The organism is Gaoshiqia sp. US2 (genome assembly GCF_059705485.1).
In genome coordinates this window covers 6,055,422-6,072,909 of sequence record NZ_AP048550.1, presented here as the reverse complement: position 1 = coordinate 6,072,909, position 17,488 = coordinate 6,055,422, and the positions used below count along the sequence as shown (strand labels likewise).

8 protein-coding genes are annotated in these 17,488 nt (G+C 48.9%); 1 reads left to right on the top strand and 7 read right to left on the bottom strand.

Annotated features, from left to right (window positions below):
• Positions 1–7: 7 nt before the first annotated feature.
• From AC6H3C_RS24310 to AC6H3C_RS24285, 6 genes are all read right to left on the bottom strand, one after another.
• Positions 8–1,750: a cellulase family glycosylhydrolase gene (locus AC6H3C_RS24310; RefSeq protein ID WP_423129689.1), complete on the bottom strand. Its 1,743-nt coding sequence runs from the start codon at positions 1,748–1,750 to the stop codon at positions 8–10.
• A 3-nt stretch (positions 1,751–1,753) separates the two neighbouring features.
• Positions 1,754–4,003, bottom strand: a complete 2,250-nt coding sequence (gene bglX, locus AC6H3C_RS24305) for a beta-glucosidase BglX (protein WP_497518291.1) — start codon at positions 4,001–4,003, stop codon at positions 1,754–1,756.
• Positions 4,004–4,134: 131 nt separating this feature from the next.
• The gene (locus AC6H3C_RS24300) at positions 4,135–5,901 is read right to left on the bottom strand and encodes a PKD domain-containing protein (RefSeq protein ID WP_497518289.1); all 1,767 of its coding nucleotides are present in this window, start codon (positions 5,899–5,901) and stop codon (positions 4,135–4,137) included.
• Between the two features lie 42 nt (positions 5,902–5,943).
• Positions 5,944–7,542 carry a RagB/SusD family nutrient uptake outer membrane protein gene (locus AC6H3C_RS24295; protein WP_423129686.1) on the bottom strand — a complete coding sequence of 533 codons (1,599 nt, stop codon included), beginning with the start codon at positions 7,540–7,542 and terminating at the stop codon, positions 5,944–5,946.
• 26 nt (positions 7,543–7,568) lie between these two features.
• Positions 7,569–10,637, bottom strand: a complete 3,069-nt coding sequence (locus tag AC6H3C_RS24290; protein ID WP_497518288.1) for a SusC/RagA family TonB-linked outer membrane protein — start codon at positions 10,635–10,637, stop codon at positions 7,569–7,571.
• Between the two features lie 230 nt (positions 10,638–10,867).
• Positions 10,868–13,771 (bottom strand): triple tyrosine motif-containing protein, encoded by a 2,904-nt coding sequence (locus tag AC6H3C_RS24285; RefSeq protein WP_497518287.1) that lies wholly within the window; start codon positions 13,769–13,771, stop codon positions 10,868–10,870.
• A gap of 83 nt (positions 13,772–13,854) precedes the next feature.
• On the opposite strand from AC6H3C_RS24285, the gene AC6H3C_RS24280 reads away from it, so the two are divergent.
• Positions 13,855–14,604, top strand: a complete 750-nt coding sequence (locus AC6H3C_RS24280) for a 5'-methylthioadenosine/adenosylhomocysteine nucleosidase (protein ID WP_497518286.1) — start codon at positions 13,855–13,857, stop codon at positions 14,602–14,604.
• Here AC6H3C_RS24280 and AC6H3C_RS24275 read toward each other — a convergent pair.
• The gene (locus AC6H3C_RS24275) at positions 14,592–17,282 is read right to left on the bottom strand and encodes a carboxypeptidase-like regulatory domain-containing protein (RefSeq protein WP_497518284.1); all 2,691 of its coding nucleotides are present in this window, start codon (positions 17,280–17,282) and stop codon (positions 14,592–14,594) included. The two genes, AC6H3C_RS24280 and AC6H3C_RS24275, sit on opposite strands and share 13 nt — an antisense overlap.
• Positions 17,283–17,488: the final 206 nt, after the last annotated feature.

Below are 17,488 nucleotides of genomic sequence, written 5' to 3'. Positions count from 1 at the left end.
GATCAGTTTACTGTGGTCGTGAAAATTTGATGTAATTCAGGTTAAAGTTACCGTCTTCCACGTAAAATTTCAGTTTCTGAGTTCCTTTTTCCAGCACGACCTGGTCAACTGTTACGTCTGTCCAGCTTTGGTTACCGCTTGTCGCGTTTGCAACAACAGTCCCGGTCAGGTTCCGGCCATTGATGCTCAGGTGAAATTTCCCGGTTCCGGAGGCTCCGGCTACCCGGAAGGTCACCCGGTATGCGCCGGCCTGTTTTACATCCACTGTATAAATCATCCATTCCACTGCATCGATCCAACCTATATTGTAGCCGTTTCCCAGAGGTGATTCGTCGCTGCATGGTTCAATATCCACGCCGTCGTTCCGGTAGGCGCGGCCATGATTCCAGTTTACTCCGCCGGCATTTCCGCTTGTGTTGATGAAGTCCTGATCACGATAAGCGGCCTCATGTCGTCCCATATCAAAATCGGAGGCGTGGATCACTCCCGGAATTTCCTGTTTTTTGTAAGGAATCGTGGTGCTTTCGGTTTGTTGGCGGAACATGGCGTCAATAACATCCGGATGATATTCGCAATTTTCGATCATCAGGTTTTCGGTTATTTGCATCAGGGTTTGATAACAAAAATCCGGATCGGGAGTCCCGCCACTTCTCCAGGTATTCAATAACTGGCTGTATTCGGGTGTTTGAACGACGGTAAGCGGTCCGACCACCGAACCGATCTTTTTCAGGGGCCACCACGACCAGCCGATCTTTTCCGATTCGAGCGTGTGGATGGTTTCATAAAACCACTGGTTTGAGTTTTCACCCGATTCACCCATCCAAATGGGAATATGGTGTTCGTCGCGCCAGCCCAGAAACTCATCGATCGTGTTTTTTCCGGTTCCGTTCCAGTATTTGTGGAAACTGTATGCCATGTTGTCGTCCCAGGGCGGGAACAGATCATTCATATTATTGGCCCAGCAGTTTCCTTCAATAAAAATGAGGTGGTTTTGATCGACCTCGCGGATGGCATTGGTAATCCGGATCATCAGTTCGCGGAGCGGTTCGTTGCGGCTGTCGCAGCCATTGGGGTGAGATCCGGTGAAGTTCCAGTTGGTTTCGTTGATCAGATCGTAACCGCCGATATATTTCTCGCCGGCGTAACGTTCGGCCAGTTTTCGCCACAGGGCGACGGTTTTACGTTTGTTTTCTTCGCTTTCCCACAACGATGGTTTATCGGGGTTGTAATCCGAGATATCGGCATTTCTGCCTTGTCCGCCCGGAGCGGCATGTAAATCGAGGATGACGTACATGTGATGTGCTTTACACCATTCCAACAGATCGTCGAGCATCAGAAAACCTTTATCCAGCCAGGTATCTTCTCCTGGTATCGGTTCTTCTTCGACGGGAAGCGTAAACAGGTTGTAGTGCAGGGCCGGACGAACCGCATTGAAACCCCACGAAGCCAGGGAGTCAATATCGGTTTGGGTGCAATGGTTGGCCAGCCAGGCGTCATAAAATTCATCGGTCCGTTCTTTGCCCATCGAGGCGTCCATCAGAGCCCTGATTTTGTATTGGGTACCTGCAAATCCTCCGGTTCCCAGCATGTAGCCCTCTTGCAGCATCCAGCCGCCAAGACCCATGCTGCGGATGATAAATTCGTCCCCGTTCCCGTCAACAATATATTTTCCGTCACGGTGCAGATACTGGGCTACCGCCAGTTGGTTCATCATCAGAAACAGGATCGTTAGTTTCAGTACTTGTTTCATAATTTATTTAATTGAAAATTCAGCATGAAGCCCTTCGGCAGAACTGGGTCCCATCCAAATATCAAACTCGCCTGGTTCAATCACATAGTTGCTTCCGTTGAAAAAGGACAGATCTTCGGCCCGAAGCCGGATGGTAACCTGTTGTTTTTCTCCGGGTTTCAGGTTGATCTTTTTAAAACCCCTGAGTTGTTTCACCGGCCGGGTTACAGTTCCGGCGCGGTCGCGGATATAGAGCTGAACAACTTCCTGAGCTTCCCGTTTCCCGGCATTTTCAACGGTTACCGAAACATCAACTGACCCGTTAACCGGCATTGATTTGGATGACAGTTCGAGCGTTGAATAATCAAAAGTAGTATAAGTCAGCCCAAAACCAAAAGGAAACAGCGGTTCAAATCCGGCATCAAGGTAATGCGAAGTATTTCCCAATGAATGTTGTACCGCTTCGGCCGGAATTTTGTCGATGGCCGTCCAGTTGGAGTGGTTTGCCGGGCGGCCTGTATTTTTATGGTTGTAGTAGATGGGCACTTGTCCGACAGTTTTTGGGAAGGTAACCGGCAGTTTGCCGGATGGCGCTTTGTCTCCGAACAGGATGTCGGCAATTGCCGGACCGCCCATAGTTCCCGGAGCCCAGGCATACAACACGGCATCCGCTTTTTCGAGCTCGGGGCCAATGGTTAACGGGCGACCCGCCATAATGATCAGGACAACCGGTTTTCCGGTTTCGGCGACGGCGTTGAGCAGTTCATTTTGTGCACCTTGCAGGTTCAGGTCGGCCAGGCAATGCGCCTCGCCTGAAAGAATGGCTTCTTCTCCTAAAAATAACAGGACAACATCCGATTTGCGGGCGGCTGCAACGGCTTCAGAAAAACCTTCGGTGGTTTTGGTCCGGCTCAGTTCAAGTCCTTTGGCAAAATGGACTTTATCGGGGCCTAAACGTTGGCTCAGGGCTACCAGCGGGGTAATGGTATTTTCCTTTTTCCCGTCGAAAACCCAAGTTCCCATTTGATCATGGGGGGCGTCGGCCAGGGGACCAATAACGGCTACTGATGAGATCTGATTGGAGAGCGGAAGTAGCTCATGCTTATTTTGGAGCAAGACAAAACTTTCTTCGGCAGCTTTTTGCGCCACTTCGAGGTGTTTGGGGGCAAGCAGTGTTTTTGCGGCCGCATCGTCAGGCGTGTACGGATGATCGAACAAGCCCAGATCTGATTTAAGACGCAGGATATTGGCAACATATCGGTCAATGGTCTTCATATCCAGTTTCCCTTCATCCAGCAACGCCTGGATATTTTCAACATAGCAGTCGCTGGCCATTTCCATATCAATACCGGCTTTCAGCGCTTTTTCAGCCGCTTCCTTTTTGTTGGCAGCATAACCGTGCGGGATCATCTCGGCGACAGAAGCCCAGTCGCTCACCACCATCCCGTTGAATCCCCATTCTTCGCGCAAAATTGTTTTCAGGGTGAATTCATTGCCGCTGGCAGGAATTCCGTTCAGGTCGTTAAAGGCCGACATGAAAGTGGCCACACCGGCTTCTTTTGCCGCTTTAAAAGGAGGTAAATAGTCATTCCGCAGTTGCACTTCGGGAATGTAGGTGGTGTTGTAGTCACGGCCCCCTTCCGCCGCTCCGTAGCCGACGTAATGTTTGGCACAGGCGGCGATTGTTTCGGGGTCGCTCAGCTTGTTGCCCTGAAATCCTTTGACCATTGCTTCGGCCATCACTTCGGTGAGGTAGCTGTCTTCGCCGCAGCTCTCGGCAATCCGTCCCCAGCGCGGATCACGAGAGATGTCGATCATCGGGGCAAAGGTCCAGTGAATTCCTTCCGATGCGGCTTCCCGTGCAGAAACAGCCATGGCTTCGCGGGTAACTTCTGCGTTCCAGCTGGCTGCCAGACCGAGAGGTATAGGCATAATCGTACGGTAACCGTGGATCACGTCGCGGCCAATAATCAGCGGAATACCCAGCCGGCTTTCTTCAACGGCTATTTTTTGTAGTTCATTTACTTTTTCGGCGCCAATGAGGTTTAAGATGGAACCAACTTTTCCGTCTTTAATCGCCTGTTTCATATTTTCATCGCCGCCAAATTGTCCCGGGTCAAATTGCGACATCTGTCCGATTTTTTCTTCCAGGGTCATTCGGGAGATCAGGTTCTGAATTTTTTCTTCCGTTTGTTTTTGCCCGGCAGAGGAGTTCCTGTCCCGGGAACAGTTTATAAAAAACAGGACCATTAAAAATAGAAATGTTGTTTTCATTTTGCGTACAGGTAAAGAGCTTGCCTCAAAAGCCCGGAGAGGCATTTGTGTCTGCCTGAAACTCAGCTGGCCGGCCGGGTTTCAGGCGTTGTTTCAACGGGTTTGGAGACAAGCTCAGGTTGGATTGATCATTAATTAACTTTTGCCGATTTAATTCCTTCTACATGTGGGCCGGACAGCTCATCGAAATAAAATTCGTGGGTGACGCCGACATCCTTATTGGCCGGATTTAACATGATCCGGATGATGTTGTAATAGTCATGGTTGTATCGGTCATCGGCGGTTACATCGCTGGCCATTAAAGGAATCAATCCCGGATCCCACGAAAGGTCTGCAGTTGGAGCGCCATCGAAATTGTACTCCACAATTTCCCAGGTGTTTTCCGCCTGAATGGTGTATCGCAACTCTACGCCTGTTTGCCATGCATTGCCGCCCTTGTCGGTATTTTCCAGTTTTAGTAAAACCACGTCGCCGGCTTTGCCATAAACCATGATTTTGAAGGTTGAAACCAGGCGTAAATCGAAGCGGTAACCGGGAAGAAGTTTCATATTCGCATTGGCCCATTCCTGCTCCGTTTTGGAGTAGAATGCCACATTAGAACTCCGGTTGGGATAAGCCTTATCCGGATTTGTTACCACACTGACGGTACAGTCCTCGCCCAGCACCGGGGCCAAAGATACTTCACTGAAATCATTATACATGATCATTTTGTCGAGCAGGAAAGGCACATAATCCGGGTGATTGGACGAAACCACCAGGGTATGCGACAGGTTCAGGTCGCCAACCGACGTGCTGACAACTGCCGAGATGGCATAGGTGCCCTGGCGCATGTAGGTATGAGAAACCACTGATGTATAGTCAGCGGGGCTGACCGGATCGCCTTCGCCAAAGTTAAAGGTAACGCCGCTAATCGACTGTCCTTCAGGGATGATAAAGTTGGCCAGGGAGACATCGTAGGTGTTGGCTTCGGCAGTGGCAACAACCGATAGTTCGGCCGAGACCGTAGGTTTTACATAGCCTTTCGGGATTAACTGATAATGCCAGGCATTACCGTCGCCGCCAATGGCTACCAGTTCGAGCAGGTTTTCTTCGAGTTTCAGAATTTCGTATGAGCCATTTTTGGCGCCAACATCAAAAATGGGGAACATGGGCGTCGGACCGCTAAGTGTCAGGTAGTTTTTGCCGTTTCTCTCTTCGATAAACCAGGTGCCGGGTGAAGGATTATAGTTAACCGAATAGTCGGTATCAATTTCTACCGGATTGCTGTAGCCCGGGCTTGTGTTAACAAAACCTTTCACATAGCTTTTCCCGTGGTTGATCAGGGTGGCAATAAAACCGGTGATCTTAAAATTGATTTCGTCGTCGTAGAGTACCTTTACGGCCTGCTTGGCCAGGGGGGCTGCCGACCACCATTCAAGGCCAGGGCTCCCGGCAGGTCCAACGCCAAGGTGCCCTGATGCCAGGCTGTCGAGCACCCAGGTTTTTCCATCCGTATCATCGGCTCCGCCACTCAGGAAGATAAATTTTTCATCCGTAAAAATGGCATAATCTGTTTTGGTTTGGGTCAGCGTTTTTGATTTTGTTGCCAATCCTCCTTTCGTGATCATCGTCATGGTGATGGTGTAGTCGCCCGGAAGCGGATAATTGGCTACAGGCGAGGCATCGGTCGATTTGCTGCCGTTTCCAAGATCCCAGGAAACGATGCCTGTGATCGACGAGGTGTTGGTTAATACAAATTTAAAGTCGGTTGATCCCGGAGTGATGGTAAAGTCGAGCTGATCTGCGGTCGGGGCTGCGCCAATGTCAACCCGGTCGTCCATTTCCGGCGAACAGGCAAATAAGGCAAGAATCAGCGCTGCCATCCCGGTTAGTTGTTGGATATATTTAAAGCTTCTCATCTTCATACGTTTTAATTTTTCTTCGAAATGATTTAAGAACTTTTATTTATAAGCCGGTACCATTTGTGATAACGCACCGTCGTTGGTATTCCGGATCTCGCTTGCCGGGATCGGGAACATGCCCCAGGTTTCGGCTCTGAAAGTACGGGGCGCAAAGTCGGCCTGGTTGGGAAGGCCCGACGGAACATTGAAACTGGCATTGATCCGGGCTGCAGCGTAATCGTTTCCGCGCCGCAGCAAATCCCATTTGCGCAGGCCCTCGCCGGCAAATTCAACCCGGCGTTCGTGATAGATATCATCAATAGTAACATTTGTCTTGGCAGCGCCTGCTCCCAGCGAACGGGTCCTGACCAGGTTGAAGTAATTGACGGCCTTGGCCGGATTATCGGTCAGGAACAATTCAGAAGCCATCAGTAACACATCGGCATAGCGGATATCGGCAAAGTTGCGCGGGAAGTTGTGGCTGGGATCGCCGCCGGAACCGATGTAGGCATTCAGCGCCAGGTATTTATTGTTGAAGAAGCCGGTATTCATAAATGCCTTGGTATACGAAGTCAATCGCTGATCGGCATTGTAAATGGCAGCATCGCGGCGCGGGTCGCCGGTTTCGAACTCGTTATACAAACTCCAGGTTGGCTGGGCAAACGACCATCCGGGGTAAATGCGGCCATTGTCGCCCACCGGGTTGCGAACACCAACCCATACGGAGGAGAAATTTCCGTTGATGTTCCAGCCGCCCCAGTCGCCCGATTTGGCTTTATCCGAATATTGAATCTCGAGCAACGATTCGGCATTGTTCTGGTTCTCCCAGTCCCACAGATCGGTATAATCCGGTAACAAGATATAGGCATTACTCGAAATGATCTGTTCCAGAGCTGTTTGAGCATAGGTCTTATCGATGGTGGTATTGCCGTCGCTCCAGGCCGGAACGCCGATCACCGGTTTGGCAAAACCTTCGTGATAGAGGTAAATGCGGGCAATTAATGCCTGAGCAGCTCCCTTGGAAATACGTCCTTTTTCGGAGGAAGGTATTTGTACGGGAAGGGCGGCAACCGCTTTCAGCAAATCGCTGGCTATTTGGGTGAAAAGCTCGGCAGGAGTATTCTGCGGCAGATTTTTGTAATCTTCAACCGATGGTAAAACCTCCGTAATGATTGGCGTATAGCCGAAGTGACGGACCAGGTCCCAGTAGAAGTAAGCGCGAAGAAACAGTGTTTCGGCTTCGAGCCTGGCCTTCATTCCCTCGGTTTTCCATTCAACGCCTTCCTGCTTTTGCAGGTACAGGTTGGCCCGGTAAATGCCCGAATAGCAACGGTTCCATAAGTCGCTCGACGAGTTGTTTTCGGCAGTCATGTTAAACATCTCCATTTCGTGCCATTGGCTCATATCGTTTACGTTTGAACCGCCGCAAAAAGCATCGTCGGAGAAGATATCAGACATGGTTGGCACAAACTGCCAGTTTTGTACCGAATAGGCATCGTAAACAGCTGCCACAGCCAACAGGGCCTGGTCTTCCGTTTTGTAATAGTTGGCTTCAACCTGTCCGGTTTTTGGTTCCAGTTCCAGAAACGAATCAGAGCAGGAAATGCTTCCGAACGTCAGGGCCAGGATTGAGCTTATATATAGCAAATTTCTTTTCATCTTTCTGTATTTTTTAATTGAGGTCATTAAAATGTAATGTTAACTCCACCGATGATGGTTCGTGCCTGCGGATAGATGTTGTGGTCGATCCCGTTGTTGAGAACGTCGCCGCCGATTTCCGGATCGTAACCTTTGTATTTGGTGAGCGTCAACAGGTTTTCGGCCGAGATGTAGAAGCGCAGTTTGCTGATGTTGAGGTAACTGAGCGCTGTTCTGGGCAAACTGTATCCCAGGGTGATATTCCGTAAGCGGGCGAAGCTGGCATCGTGTACAAAGAAGTCGCTCACGGTTTTCATGTTTTGGTTATCATCCACAAACGTCACGCGCGGGAAATAGTTTGAGGTGCCCGGTCCCGTCCAGCGGTTCAGCCAATCGGCGCGGTAGTTGGTCCCATTCATGTCGTAACGGCGGGTGGCATCATACACTTCCTGCCCAAGCGCCGCGTAGAGGAACATATTGAAATCGAACCCTTTGTATTCCAGGTTCAGGTTTAAACCGCCGGTGAAGTCGGGATAAGGAGAACCCAATTCTACCCGGTCGGCATCGGTAATGGAGCCGTCGCCGTTTGCATCGATAAACTTGATATCGCCGGGTTTGGCATTGGGCTGAATTTTTCCGCCGTCGGTATTCACGTAGGCGGCGATTTCATCGGTGGTTTGAAAGATTCCATCGGTTTTTATTCCGTAAAAAACGCCCATGGGGGTGCCCACTTCGGCAAAAAGAACCCCTGCCTGTCCAAACCCACCGTCACCGCCTTGCAGTCGTTTTTCGGCGTTCTGAATATCCAGTACTTCATTTTTATTGAAAGCCCCGTTGATGGAACCGCTGAAATAGAATTTGCCAAATTGTTTTTTGTAGCTGATATCAGCCTCGAAGCCTGAATTACGCACTTCTCCGCCATTGATGGTCGGGGCCGAGTTACCGACCAGCATGGGCACGGGAGCGGTAACCAGCCAGTCTTTGGTGGTTTTGACGTAATAGTCGAGGGTTACCCGTAAGCTGCTTCCAAAAGTGGTCAGATCGATCCCAATGTTGGTTTGTTCCGACGTTTCCCACTTTAAGGAGGGGTTGGCGATCCGGGTTGGCTGGGTCCCGTTGTATTGAGTTTTTCCGTCGCCAAAGTAATAGATGTTTTGGTTCCCGATGATGGATGTGTAGCGAAATCTTCCGATGTCCTCGTTCCCGTTTTGTCCCCAGCTGGCACGGATTTTAAGCAGATCAAATGTATTGGAAAGACTGCTCATAAAATCTTCGCGAGAAATCACCCAGCCGGCAGCTACCGAGGGGAAATAACCATATTTGTTTTCGGAGCCAAAGTTTGAAGATCCATCCCGGCGCAATATGGCAGTGAGCATATAACGGTCTTTCAGGTCGTAATTGATCCGACCAAAGATCGATGCTAAGGTATGCTCCTCTATAAGGCCTCCAGCATTGGCGCTTTCCGGATCGGTGGCATTGTCGATATATGCGTGGTCGAAGTCATCAAAGATCACATCCGATTTTTCCCCGGACAGGGTTTCCTTGAGGTTTTTTATGGCTGTTGTTCCCGTCATAACGGTAAAATGGTGCTCGTCGATGGTTTTGTCATAGGTCAGCACATTCTCGAAGTTCCAGTTGGTGTATTGATCTACCCATTTGGAAGCCCGGTCGGTAATGGTAAAGTGCATGGCATCCAGGTAATAGAACGGGGTGTAGCTGCGGTTGGTCACGTAAGCCATTTCGCCGCTGAAGGTCGATTTAAAGGTCAACCCTTTTAGGGACGGGTCGATCTTGCCAAAATCAACTTCAGCAAAAAGCCCTCCCACCAGCTTGCTGGTGCGGGTTTGCGAATTGAGGTTGTTTAATAGGGCCACCGGGTTGGTAATTTCCTGCAAGCCAATGCCAAACTGCTCGGGAGTGGCCCACGAACCGTCTTCGTTGGTTACCGGCACAATCGGGGGCATGTTTACCGCCTGCGACAAACCCGTTCCGAAGTGGGTGTTGGTTTCAATACCCCGGTTGGTAATGTAGGCCATGTTCAGGTTCGAACCGACTTTGAGGAGGCCGAAATCGCCAATGGTATTCAGCCGGTAGCCGAATTTCTCGAACTCCGACTTTCCCTTGGCCACAATCCCATCCTGTTTAAAATAGTTGATGGACGATGAATAGCTGATCTTATCGCTCCCGCCGTTTAACGAGATGGCGTGATTCTGCTTGGGAGCATCATAATAGAACATTTCGTCCTGCCAGTCGGTGGTGGCCGAGTAGTTGGTCATATCAGAAGCAGAGAATTTGGGCGACTGTCCGCCGTTGATGGCCGCTTCGTTGGTCAGCATCATATATTCCCGGCTGTTCAGCAGGCGAAGTTTTCGCCAGGGGTTTTGTACGCCGTAATAGCCATCGTACGAAATTTCCATCTTCGTGTCCTTTCTTCCGCTTTTCGTGGTGATCAGGATGACCCCGTTGGCACCCCGGGCCCCGTATATGGCGCTCGAAGCAGCGTCTTTCAATACTTCGATGGATTCTACATCGTTGGAATTCAGGAAGTCGATGCCGGCGCCGCTCATAGGCAGTCCGTCAACAATGTATAAAGGTTCAGCATTTCCATTGGTTCCAATCCCCCTGATGCGGATGGAAACCTGATCGCCGGGTTGGCCGGAGTTATTGGAGATGACTACCCCGGCAGTTTTTCCCTGGAGCGCTTGCGTCACCCGCATGTCCGAGGTTTTGGTCAGCTCTTCTCCGCTAACTTTGCTGATGGCCCCGGTAACCAGGCTTTTTTTCTGGGTACCGTATCCCACCACAACCACTTCGTCCACATCAAATGCTTCATTTTCGAGAACTACATTTAACGTAGTTTGCCCGTTCAATTTCACCAACTGTTTTTTCATCCCGATATAGGAGATCTCCAGTGTTGCATTTGCGGGTGCTTTTAAAGAATAGAGGCCGTCAAAATCAGTAATGGTACCTGTTGTGGTTCCCTGAATAACTACCGAGACCCCCGGCAGTGGCTGTCCGTCTTCTTTGGAACTTATTTTCCCGGAAACAGATATTTCCTGGGCGAAAAGGCTGATGCCAAAGAATGAACAATACAAGAATAATAGCAATCTTTTCATAAGTTAACGTTTTTTAGATCTTGTTAAAGTTAAATCTGAGTTCAAAAATCTGCCATACAGATCAGATCAACAAAAAAACAGATACGTCAATAATACTACAATCCTGCTTATACAGCTACAACATAAACACTACACGATATAAATAGTTTGATTGATAATCAATCGAATAGATGAGATTTTTCAAAAAATAAAACTACATCACAAGCATGGATGCTGTACAGCATATTGTATCAAATATTGGAAATAAAGGCGCCGAGGTTGGTTTCTTGCGGCAGGTTTAGTTTTTTCCGTAAACGGTAACGGGATATCTCGACTCCGCGCTGTGAAATATTCAGAAGAGCCGCAATTTCTTTGGAGGAGATGTTCATTTTGATGTAAGCGCAGAGTTTTTGTTCACGTGGGGTCAGGCTTGGGTGTTTTTCTGCCAGCCGCTTGAAGAAATCTTCGTGTACCTCGTCAAAATAAGTCTCGAAAAGCTCGTTCTGCCGTTTATCGTCAAACTCCTTATCAATACGGTTCATGATCAGGCTGATCCGGGACTTGATGTTACTGTCGGAAACCTGTCCCTGCAAATTTTTCAATTCCGATTTTAGCTTGCCCATGAACTTATTCTTATGAATGACGGTCATGGTTTGATTGGCCAGCTCTTTATCCAGGTGAATCATTTTACCGCGAAGCTGTTCGTTTCGAAGTTTGATGATCTCCTTTTCAGAAATCAACGCGTCACGCTGGTATTGTTGAACTTTTTTCCGGTATTCCTGCAGGTGTTTCAGCCGCTCTTTCCTTCTGGAAATACGGATGCGATACAAAACAAACCAGATAATCAATCCGATAAACGCTACGGCCAGCAAGGTATAGCCGCTGTAGGCCAGCGCCGAACGGTACCAGGGGGGGCGGATGTAAAATGAAAAGCTGTCGGTATTACTTTCGTTGGTAAACGGCCCTGTAGCTTTCACCCTGAAGGTGTAATAACCTTCACGCAGGTTCATAAATTCGCAACTTGACTCGGCTGACCAGGCCGACCAGCCGGTACTGTAATTCTCAAGCAAGTAACTGTACCTGATTTTTTTGTTGTTTTTATAATCAGGACTGGAGTAGGTAAATCTCAGGTTATTTCCTTTGTAAGCAAACCCGGGCAATATGGCGGCGGGCTCAGCGGGCAACGAATTTGGAAAAATAACCTCGTTGTTTTGCAGGTTCACCACTTCGCGGATATAGGTTTTAAAAGAAGCGTCTGTTATCAGCTGGTAGCTGGGCGAATAATGGGCCAGACCGTCTTCGAGCGAGATGAACGTATTTTGCTGGTCAACAACATGGATGTGCTGAAAGCCCGAGATGATCCGCCCGGCCAGCTTTTCAAAGGGCGCCTGTACCCGGGTGTATGTTCCGTCTTCCTGAAAACGCAGGACGCCGGGTACCCCTCCGGCGATAAACCAAATGTTCAGGTATTGATCTTCTTTTAGGTAATCGATGTCGGGTTGATGGCCAAAAATGTTGTTGTAATAGGCCGAACGTTCAAATTGATCGGTATTTTCGTTGTAGGCATAAATGCCGGCAGGACTTGTAAAAATGATATTTCCGCCAACCGTCATCAGGTTAATAAAAATATCGGAAGGTAAACCGCTTTTTGAATTGTAAAAAGCATATTCCGTTACACTGTCCAACTCCTGGTTCAGCTTGATCCGGAAGATGCCTTTGAACCCGTGACTCATCCAGAGTTGACCCTTTTTGTCCTGCGCCAGTAGTTTGGATGACTCGCTGAATCCTTTAATCTGACCGAGGAGTTCCCACGATTTATTGTCGGAGGTTTTTTTGAAGAGCGTCAAACCTTTGTAGTTTCCCCCAATCAGGCAGTTGGTGTTTTGAATGGGTTCAATAAAAATCCAGGCGCCATTGATGTCCGAAATCTGAGTGGCTGTTTCCTCTTCAATGGTAAAGGTTCCGTTATCATGCCCGCACAGCAGGACGTCCTGGTGAACGCCCAGGTACCAAATCTGGCCCACGGTTTTTGGGATCAGGCGAAACCCCTCAACCTCAATGCTTGCCTGTTCCGGCCATTTTTTGACAAAAAGTCCGTGATTGGTGCCAACGTATAATCTTCCGTTATGCACCAGCGAAGAGTATGAAGCGCCTAAACCTTCGGGATGAAACAGGTAAGTAAAAGGGGAACTGATATCCATGTAATCGATCCCGTTGTCGAGTCCCAGCCAGAGGTTTTCGTCCTGGTCGGTACCGATGCTCAAAATCGTGTTGTTTTGAAGTCCCTTCTTTTTGTTTACATGCTGAATGATCTTTCCGGTTTCATCGGTGATCATCAGCCCGTTTTGAATCGTTCCAAACGCGTAATAAGTGTCTTTAAATTTTTTGGCCGAAAAGATTTGATTTTCAGACAGAAATTCATTGGCCTCACCTTGCCAGGGGATCAGTTGCTGCCCATCGTAGCTATAAACCCCGTTGGTGGCCGTGCAGATGAGCATCCGGTTGTTATTAACAGGCAGGATTGCCCAAATGTCCTTATCGATCAGCGAATCCAGTCCCTCTGCGTTGAAAAAACGGCCCTGACGGTATTCCTTCAGTCCTTCTTCTTCATCCTGCACCCACAAACGGCCATTTTCATAGAATGAAAACCGAAGCCGGTGTTTTAGCGGAACCTGGTAGATGTTATTGTTCCGGTAAATGAACAGGTGGGTATAGGTTTGAAAAACCACTCCGAAATGGGTTAAATGAATCCGCCATACCTCTTCAAAGTTTCTTTCGCCGGGCGAAACCAGTTTCAGAAGGGAATGATATTGCAGCCGGCCGGTACTGTCGGGTTCCATGTAGCCAAAGTCGTTTTGCTGGCCAACGTAAATACGTCCGTTATCATCAATTTTCACAGAACGAACAATAGAGCGGTTGGGTAAACCGTAAAGTTGCCAGTGCGCCCCGTCAAATTCCAGCAAGCCGTCGTTGTTGGCAAAGTACATGAAATTTTTGCTGTTCTTTTCAATCTGCCAGTTTTGTGCGCTGGCCTGATATTCCCGTTTTGTGAAGTTTTGAATATCAGGGATACCAATATCTTTCAATTGTCCGAATGACAGTGAATGCAGGCATAGGAAAACGAGAAGCAGGATATTTCCGTTTGTGTAACGCATCTAACAAATATAGATAATTTCATATTTTTTACCTTCAAAATCTCAGGAGTGATTATTTTTGTCCAAACTTTTAAAACTGTACGATGAAGACCGGACTGATCGGCGCGATGCGCGAAGAGATTCTCTTGCTCAAAGACGACCTGGAGAATTTGAAAGTTGAAAAAATCGGATCGCGCGAATTTTACAGCGGGACCATGGGCGGCAACGAGCTCGTGATGTGCCTGTCGGGCTGGGGAAAAGTAGCCGCTGCCTCAACGGCTACCAGCCTGATTAACCTGTATGGCGTTGACCAGCTTATTTTTATTGGCTTGGCCGGTTCCATGCAGCCACACCTGAATATCGGCGACATCGTGGTGGCCGACAAACTGATCCAGCATGATGTGGATTTATCCAGTCTGAGTGGATTTGGCCAGGTAAAACCGCCCTTCTGGAAAAAATTTGAATTTGAAGTGGGGGCAGTAAGCGGGCAGCGCGCCTTAAATGCAGTCCGCCGGTTTGCCGTCAATCTGAAAGAAAAGAGATACCCAGGCATCAATACGGATTATGCACCCTCCATCTATGTCGGGCCCATCGGGACAGGCGATCAGTTTGTGGCGTCGCCCGAGGGGAAAAGCCATATCAGCAGTAAGTTCCCCGGCTTATTATGTACCGAAATGGAAGGAGCGGCCATTGCCCAGGTAGCGGCCGATTATCAACTGCCTTGTTCGGTCATCCGCATTATCTCTGATCAGGCCGACGAAAATGCGCATCAGGCTTTTTCCCGCTTTTTGTTTGAAAATATCAGCCGGATTTCGGTCGAAATTGCACGCCTGATGTTTGATCAGAACGAGTAGGTCAATCCCACCCGCCAGCTGCGGCCATTGCCAAAAAGTACCTGGTTGCCCAGGATTTGCTCGTCACCGGTGTTATTGGTAAAAATCTGGTTGATGTATTCGTTGTTCAGCAGGTTTTGTATGTCAAGCGAGACGTGCAGCGTGTGTTTGTTCCGTAATTCGTGAAAAAAGCTGCCGCCGGCGCCAAGACGGTCATAACGCTCAAGTTTCAGTTGTTCGGGCAAATTAGCGCCGGTTTCGTCAAAATCGTTCAGCATCAGGGGAGCATAACGTTTATCGGCATAATAGTAATTCAGATTGACAAAAAGACCTTTCACGAGTTTCATTTCATTTTTTACGTAAAAACTGACTTGCGGGGCATTGCCCACTTTGTAATCTGACATGGGTAAAGTTTGGTTCGACAACAGTTCGTTCCCGTAGCCATAGAGGCTTGATTTTGCGTCCGACCAATAGGTCCAGCTTCCGGCAGAACCGTTGGCGTGCAGGATAAACCGCCTGAAATAATAAAATTTACTACTCAGCTCCAGTCCCCGGTGAAATTGATCAACATCGTGAATAAAGGCGAATTGCTGATCATCTTCCAGGTAGTTGCGCTGAATCCAGGCATGGTTTTGCAGGTACATGGCATATCCCTTTAGCGAAACAAAAATCTTTTCGTGCGAGAAACGATAACCAAGTTCCGCGTGGTAGAGATTTTCGGGGCCGGCATCCGCATTTTTCCAGTTGTTGGCCGAGGGGAATACCAGCTCAAACCGCGCTTGACTGGCTTGCGCCGAGCCATTAAGCCCGAAGGAGTGTTGTTCGTTTAAGCGGTAGGTGAGGCCTGTTGCCAAGCGGAACCCCAGCTGTCCGAACCAGTCTGTCGTTTTTCGTTCGTCGTCGGCGAGGTACGAAAACTGATCTTCGCGTTTGTAGGCATTTACTGATACTGCTCCTTCGGCATAGGTATACGTTTTGCTGCCTGACTGCTGGATTTTTCCTGAAATTCCGGCTTTCCGGATCAGGGCGTCGTAATTTGCCGATACTTTGTCAGCCTTGTCAATTTTCGGGAAGAAGCTTTGTTTCAGGTAATTTTCTGCCGCAAGTCCTTCAGGATAGTTCACATGACGGTCTGTCAGAAAGCCGTCGGCTCCCCAAACAGCCATCACGGTGCCTGCATGTGAAGCCTGGTATTGTTCCGCATCAAATGCAACAGCAAGGCGCGTTTGTTTGTTGAAGTGATGGATCAGCTGCGATTGCAAGCCAAGCCGCGATGATTTGTTGGTTGCCGCCAGGAGAGATAAACCTTCCGTCTCCGTATTGCTGTACCGGCCCGATGGATTGGCCTGCCTGTTTTCGCCAAAGAGATCGACACTCATCCCTCTGTTCCAATTTTCGATCAGGTCAAAAGGAATAAGGCCCCGGTCATCGCGGGGAATTTCATTGGCAGACATTCCGTTAATTTTTCCTTCCGGAAAACTTTCTGCCGAACGGTTTAGCGCGACATAAAGCTGGCTCACCAGCCGGGTATTGACCCTCAGATGCCAGTTGTGCGACAAAATGACCATCGGGTTTACCCCAAACGAACGGTCCCAGCTTTCGGGTTGATCCTGCCGAAGGCCCCAGGAATTATTGTAAGTAAATCCTTGTCGTCCGTAAACCAGGATGGAATCCGGCCGGTTTCGCAGGTCAGACTGCCAGGTCTTCAGGGTGGCTGTCAGGAACAGGCTGTGCCGGTGCCCGAATTCTTTATACATGTTCAGGTACAATCCATAGGCTTTGAAGCCGGTCTGATCGGCAAATCCATCCCCGGAACTGCGGTCAATTTTCAGGACGGCAGCCAGGTCTTTCTCATTTTTGCCGGTATGCACCGTCGCCGACGTTTTTACATAGCCGTCGTGACCCACGTTGGCCGACAGTGATACGCCGGAATCTTTGTGCGGCATCAGGGGCAACAGGTTGATCAGACCTCCGTAGCCCAGCCGGCTTTGTTTTCCGGAAGGCGGGCCCCCGCTTAGCTGTAGTTGTCCGGCCCAATCGGACATGCCTGAATAAAGCGGTGTGTTCATCCGCCCTGTTTCCGGGTCGTTCAGACTGATCCCGTTAAAAACTACCCCGGTTTGGTCAGGATCAAAACCCCTGACACTCAGTTCTGACCGGCCATAACCGCCTCCGTTTTCCAGGATGTAGAAGGAAGGTTCCGGCAGAAAAAGTTCATTCAGATCGGCCGAACCCGATTGATCCATTAACTCAAGCAAGGAAAAATTTTTTACCGGGCCCGGATGTTGGTTGGCACGGACCAGGGAGGCCAGGTCCCGTTGCGCCGGTCGGCTAATGGCTTTTGGTTCCAGACGAATGGCTCCCATCGGAGTATAAATCCCGCTGAATAAGGAAACGTTATAAAATTCGCTGTGAAAACCGGGGTAAATGGCCTCGAGCTGATAAAAACCGCCCTGATATTTCAGGCTGAAGGTCCCGTGACGGTCGGTCATGGTATTTAAGGGGCTGCCTTGTATGTAAACGGTCGCTTTTTCGAGTACTTCTTCCAGTTCCTCGTCGCTTACCTGCCCGGATAGAGAACTTTGTGCCAGGGCCGGACCGGCGGTGGTCGCCAAAATGATACCGGTAAAAATCAATTTGAAAAAGCCGGCTGAACATAGCCGAATAAGCCGGTGACATTGTTCCTGTTTTGATCTCATGACTTATAAAATCGTTTCAACTTAAAACTACGATTAATGAACGTACAAAAGGCAAAGGAAGTATCGAAGGGTAAAAAAATACGAATTTCATGATTGAATCAATCGCCTTATATGTTTTTTGGCATGATAGTTGATATTTGTCGAACATCAATCTGCTTCAAAGCCATGAGCAGAAAACAGAAATAAAAGTAGGTTTTTTTCATACA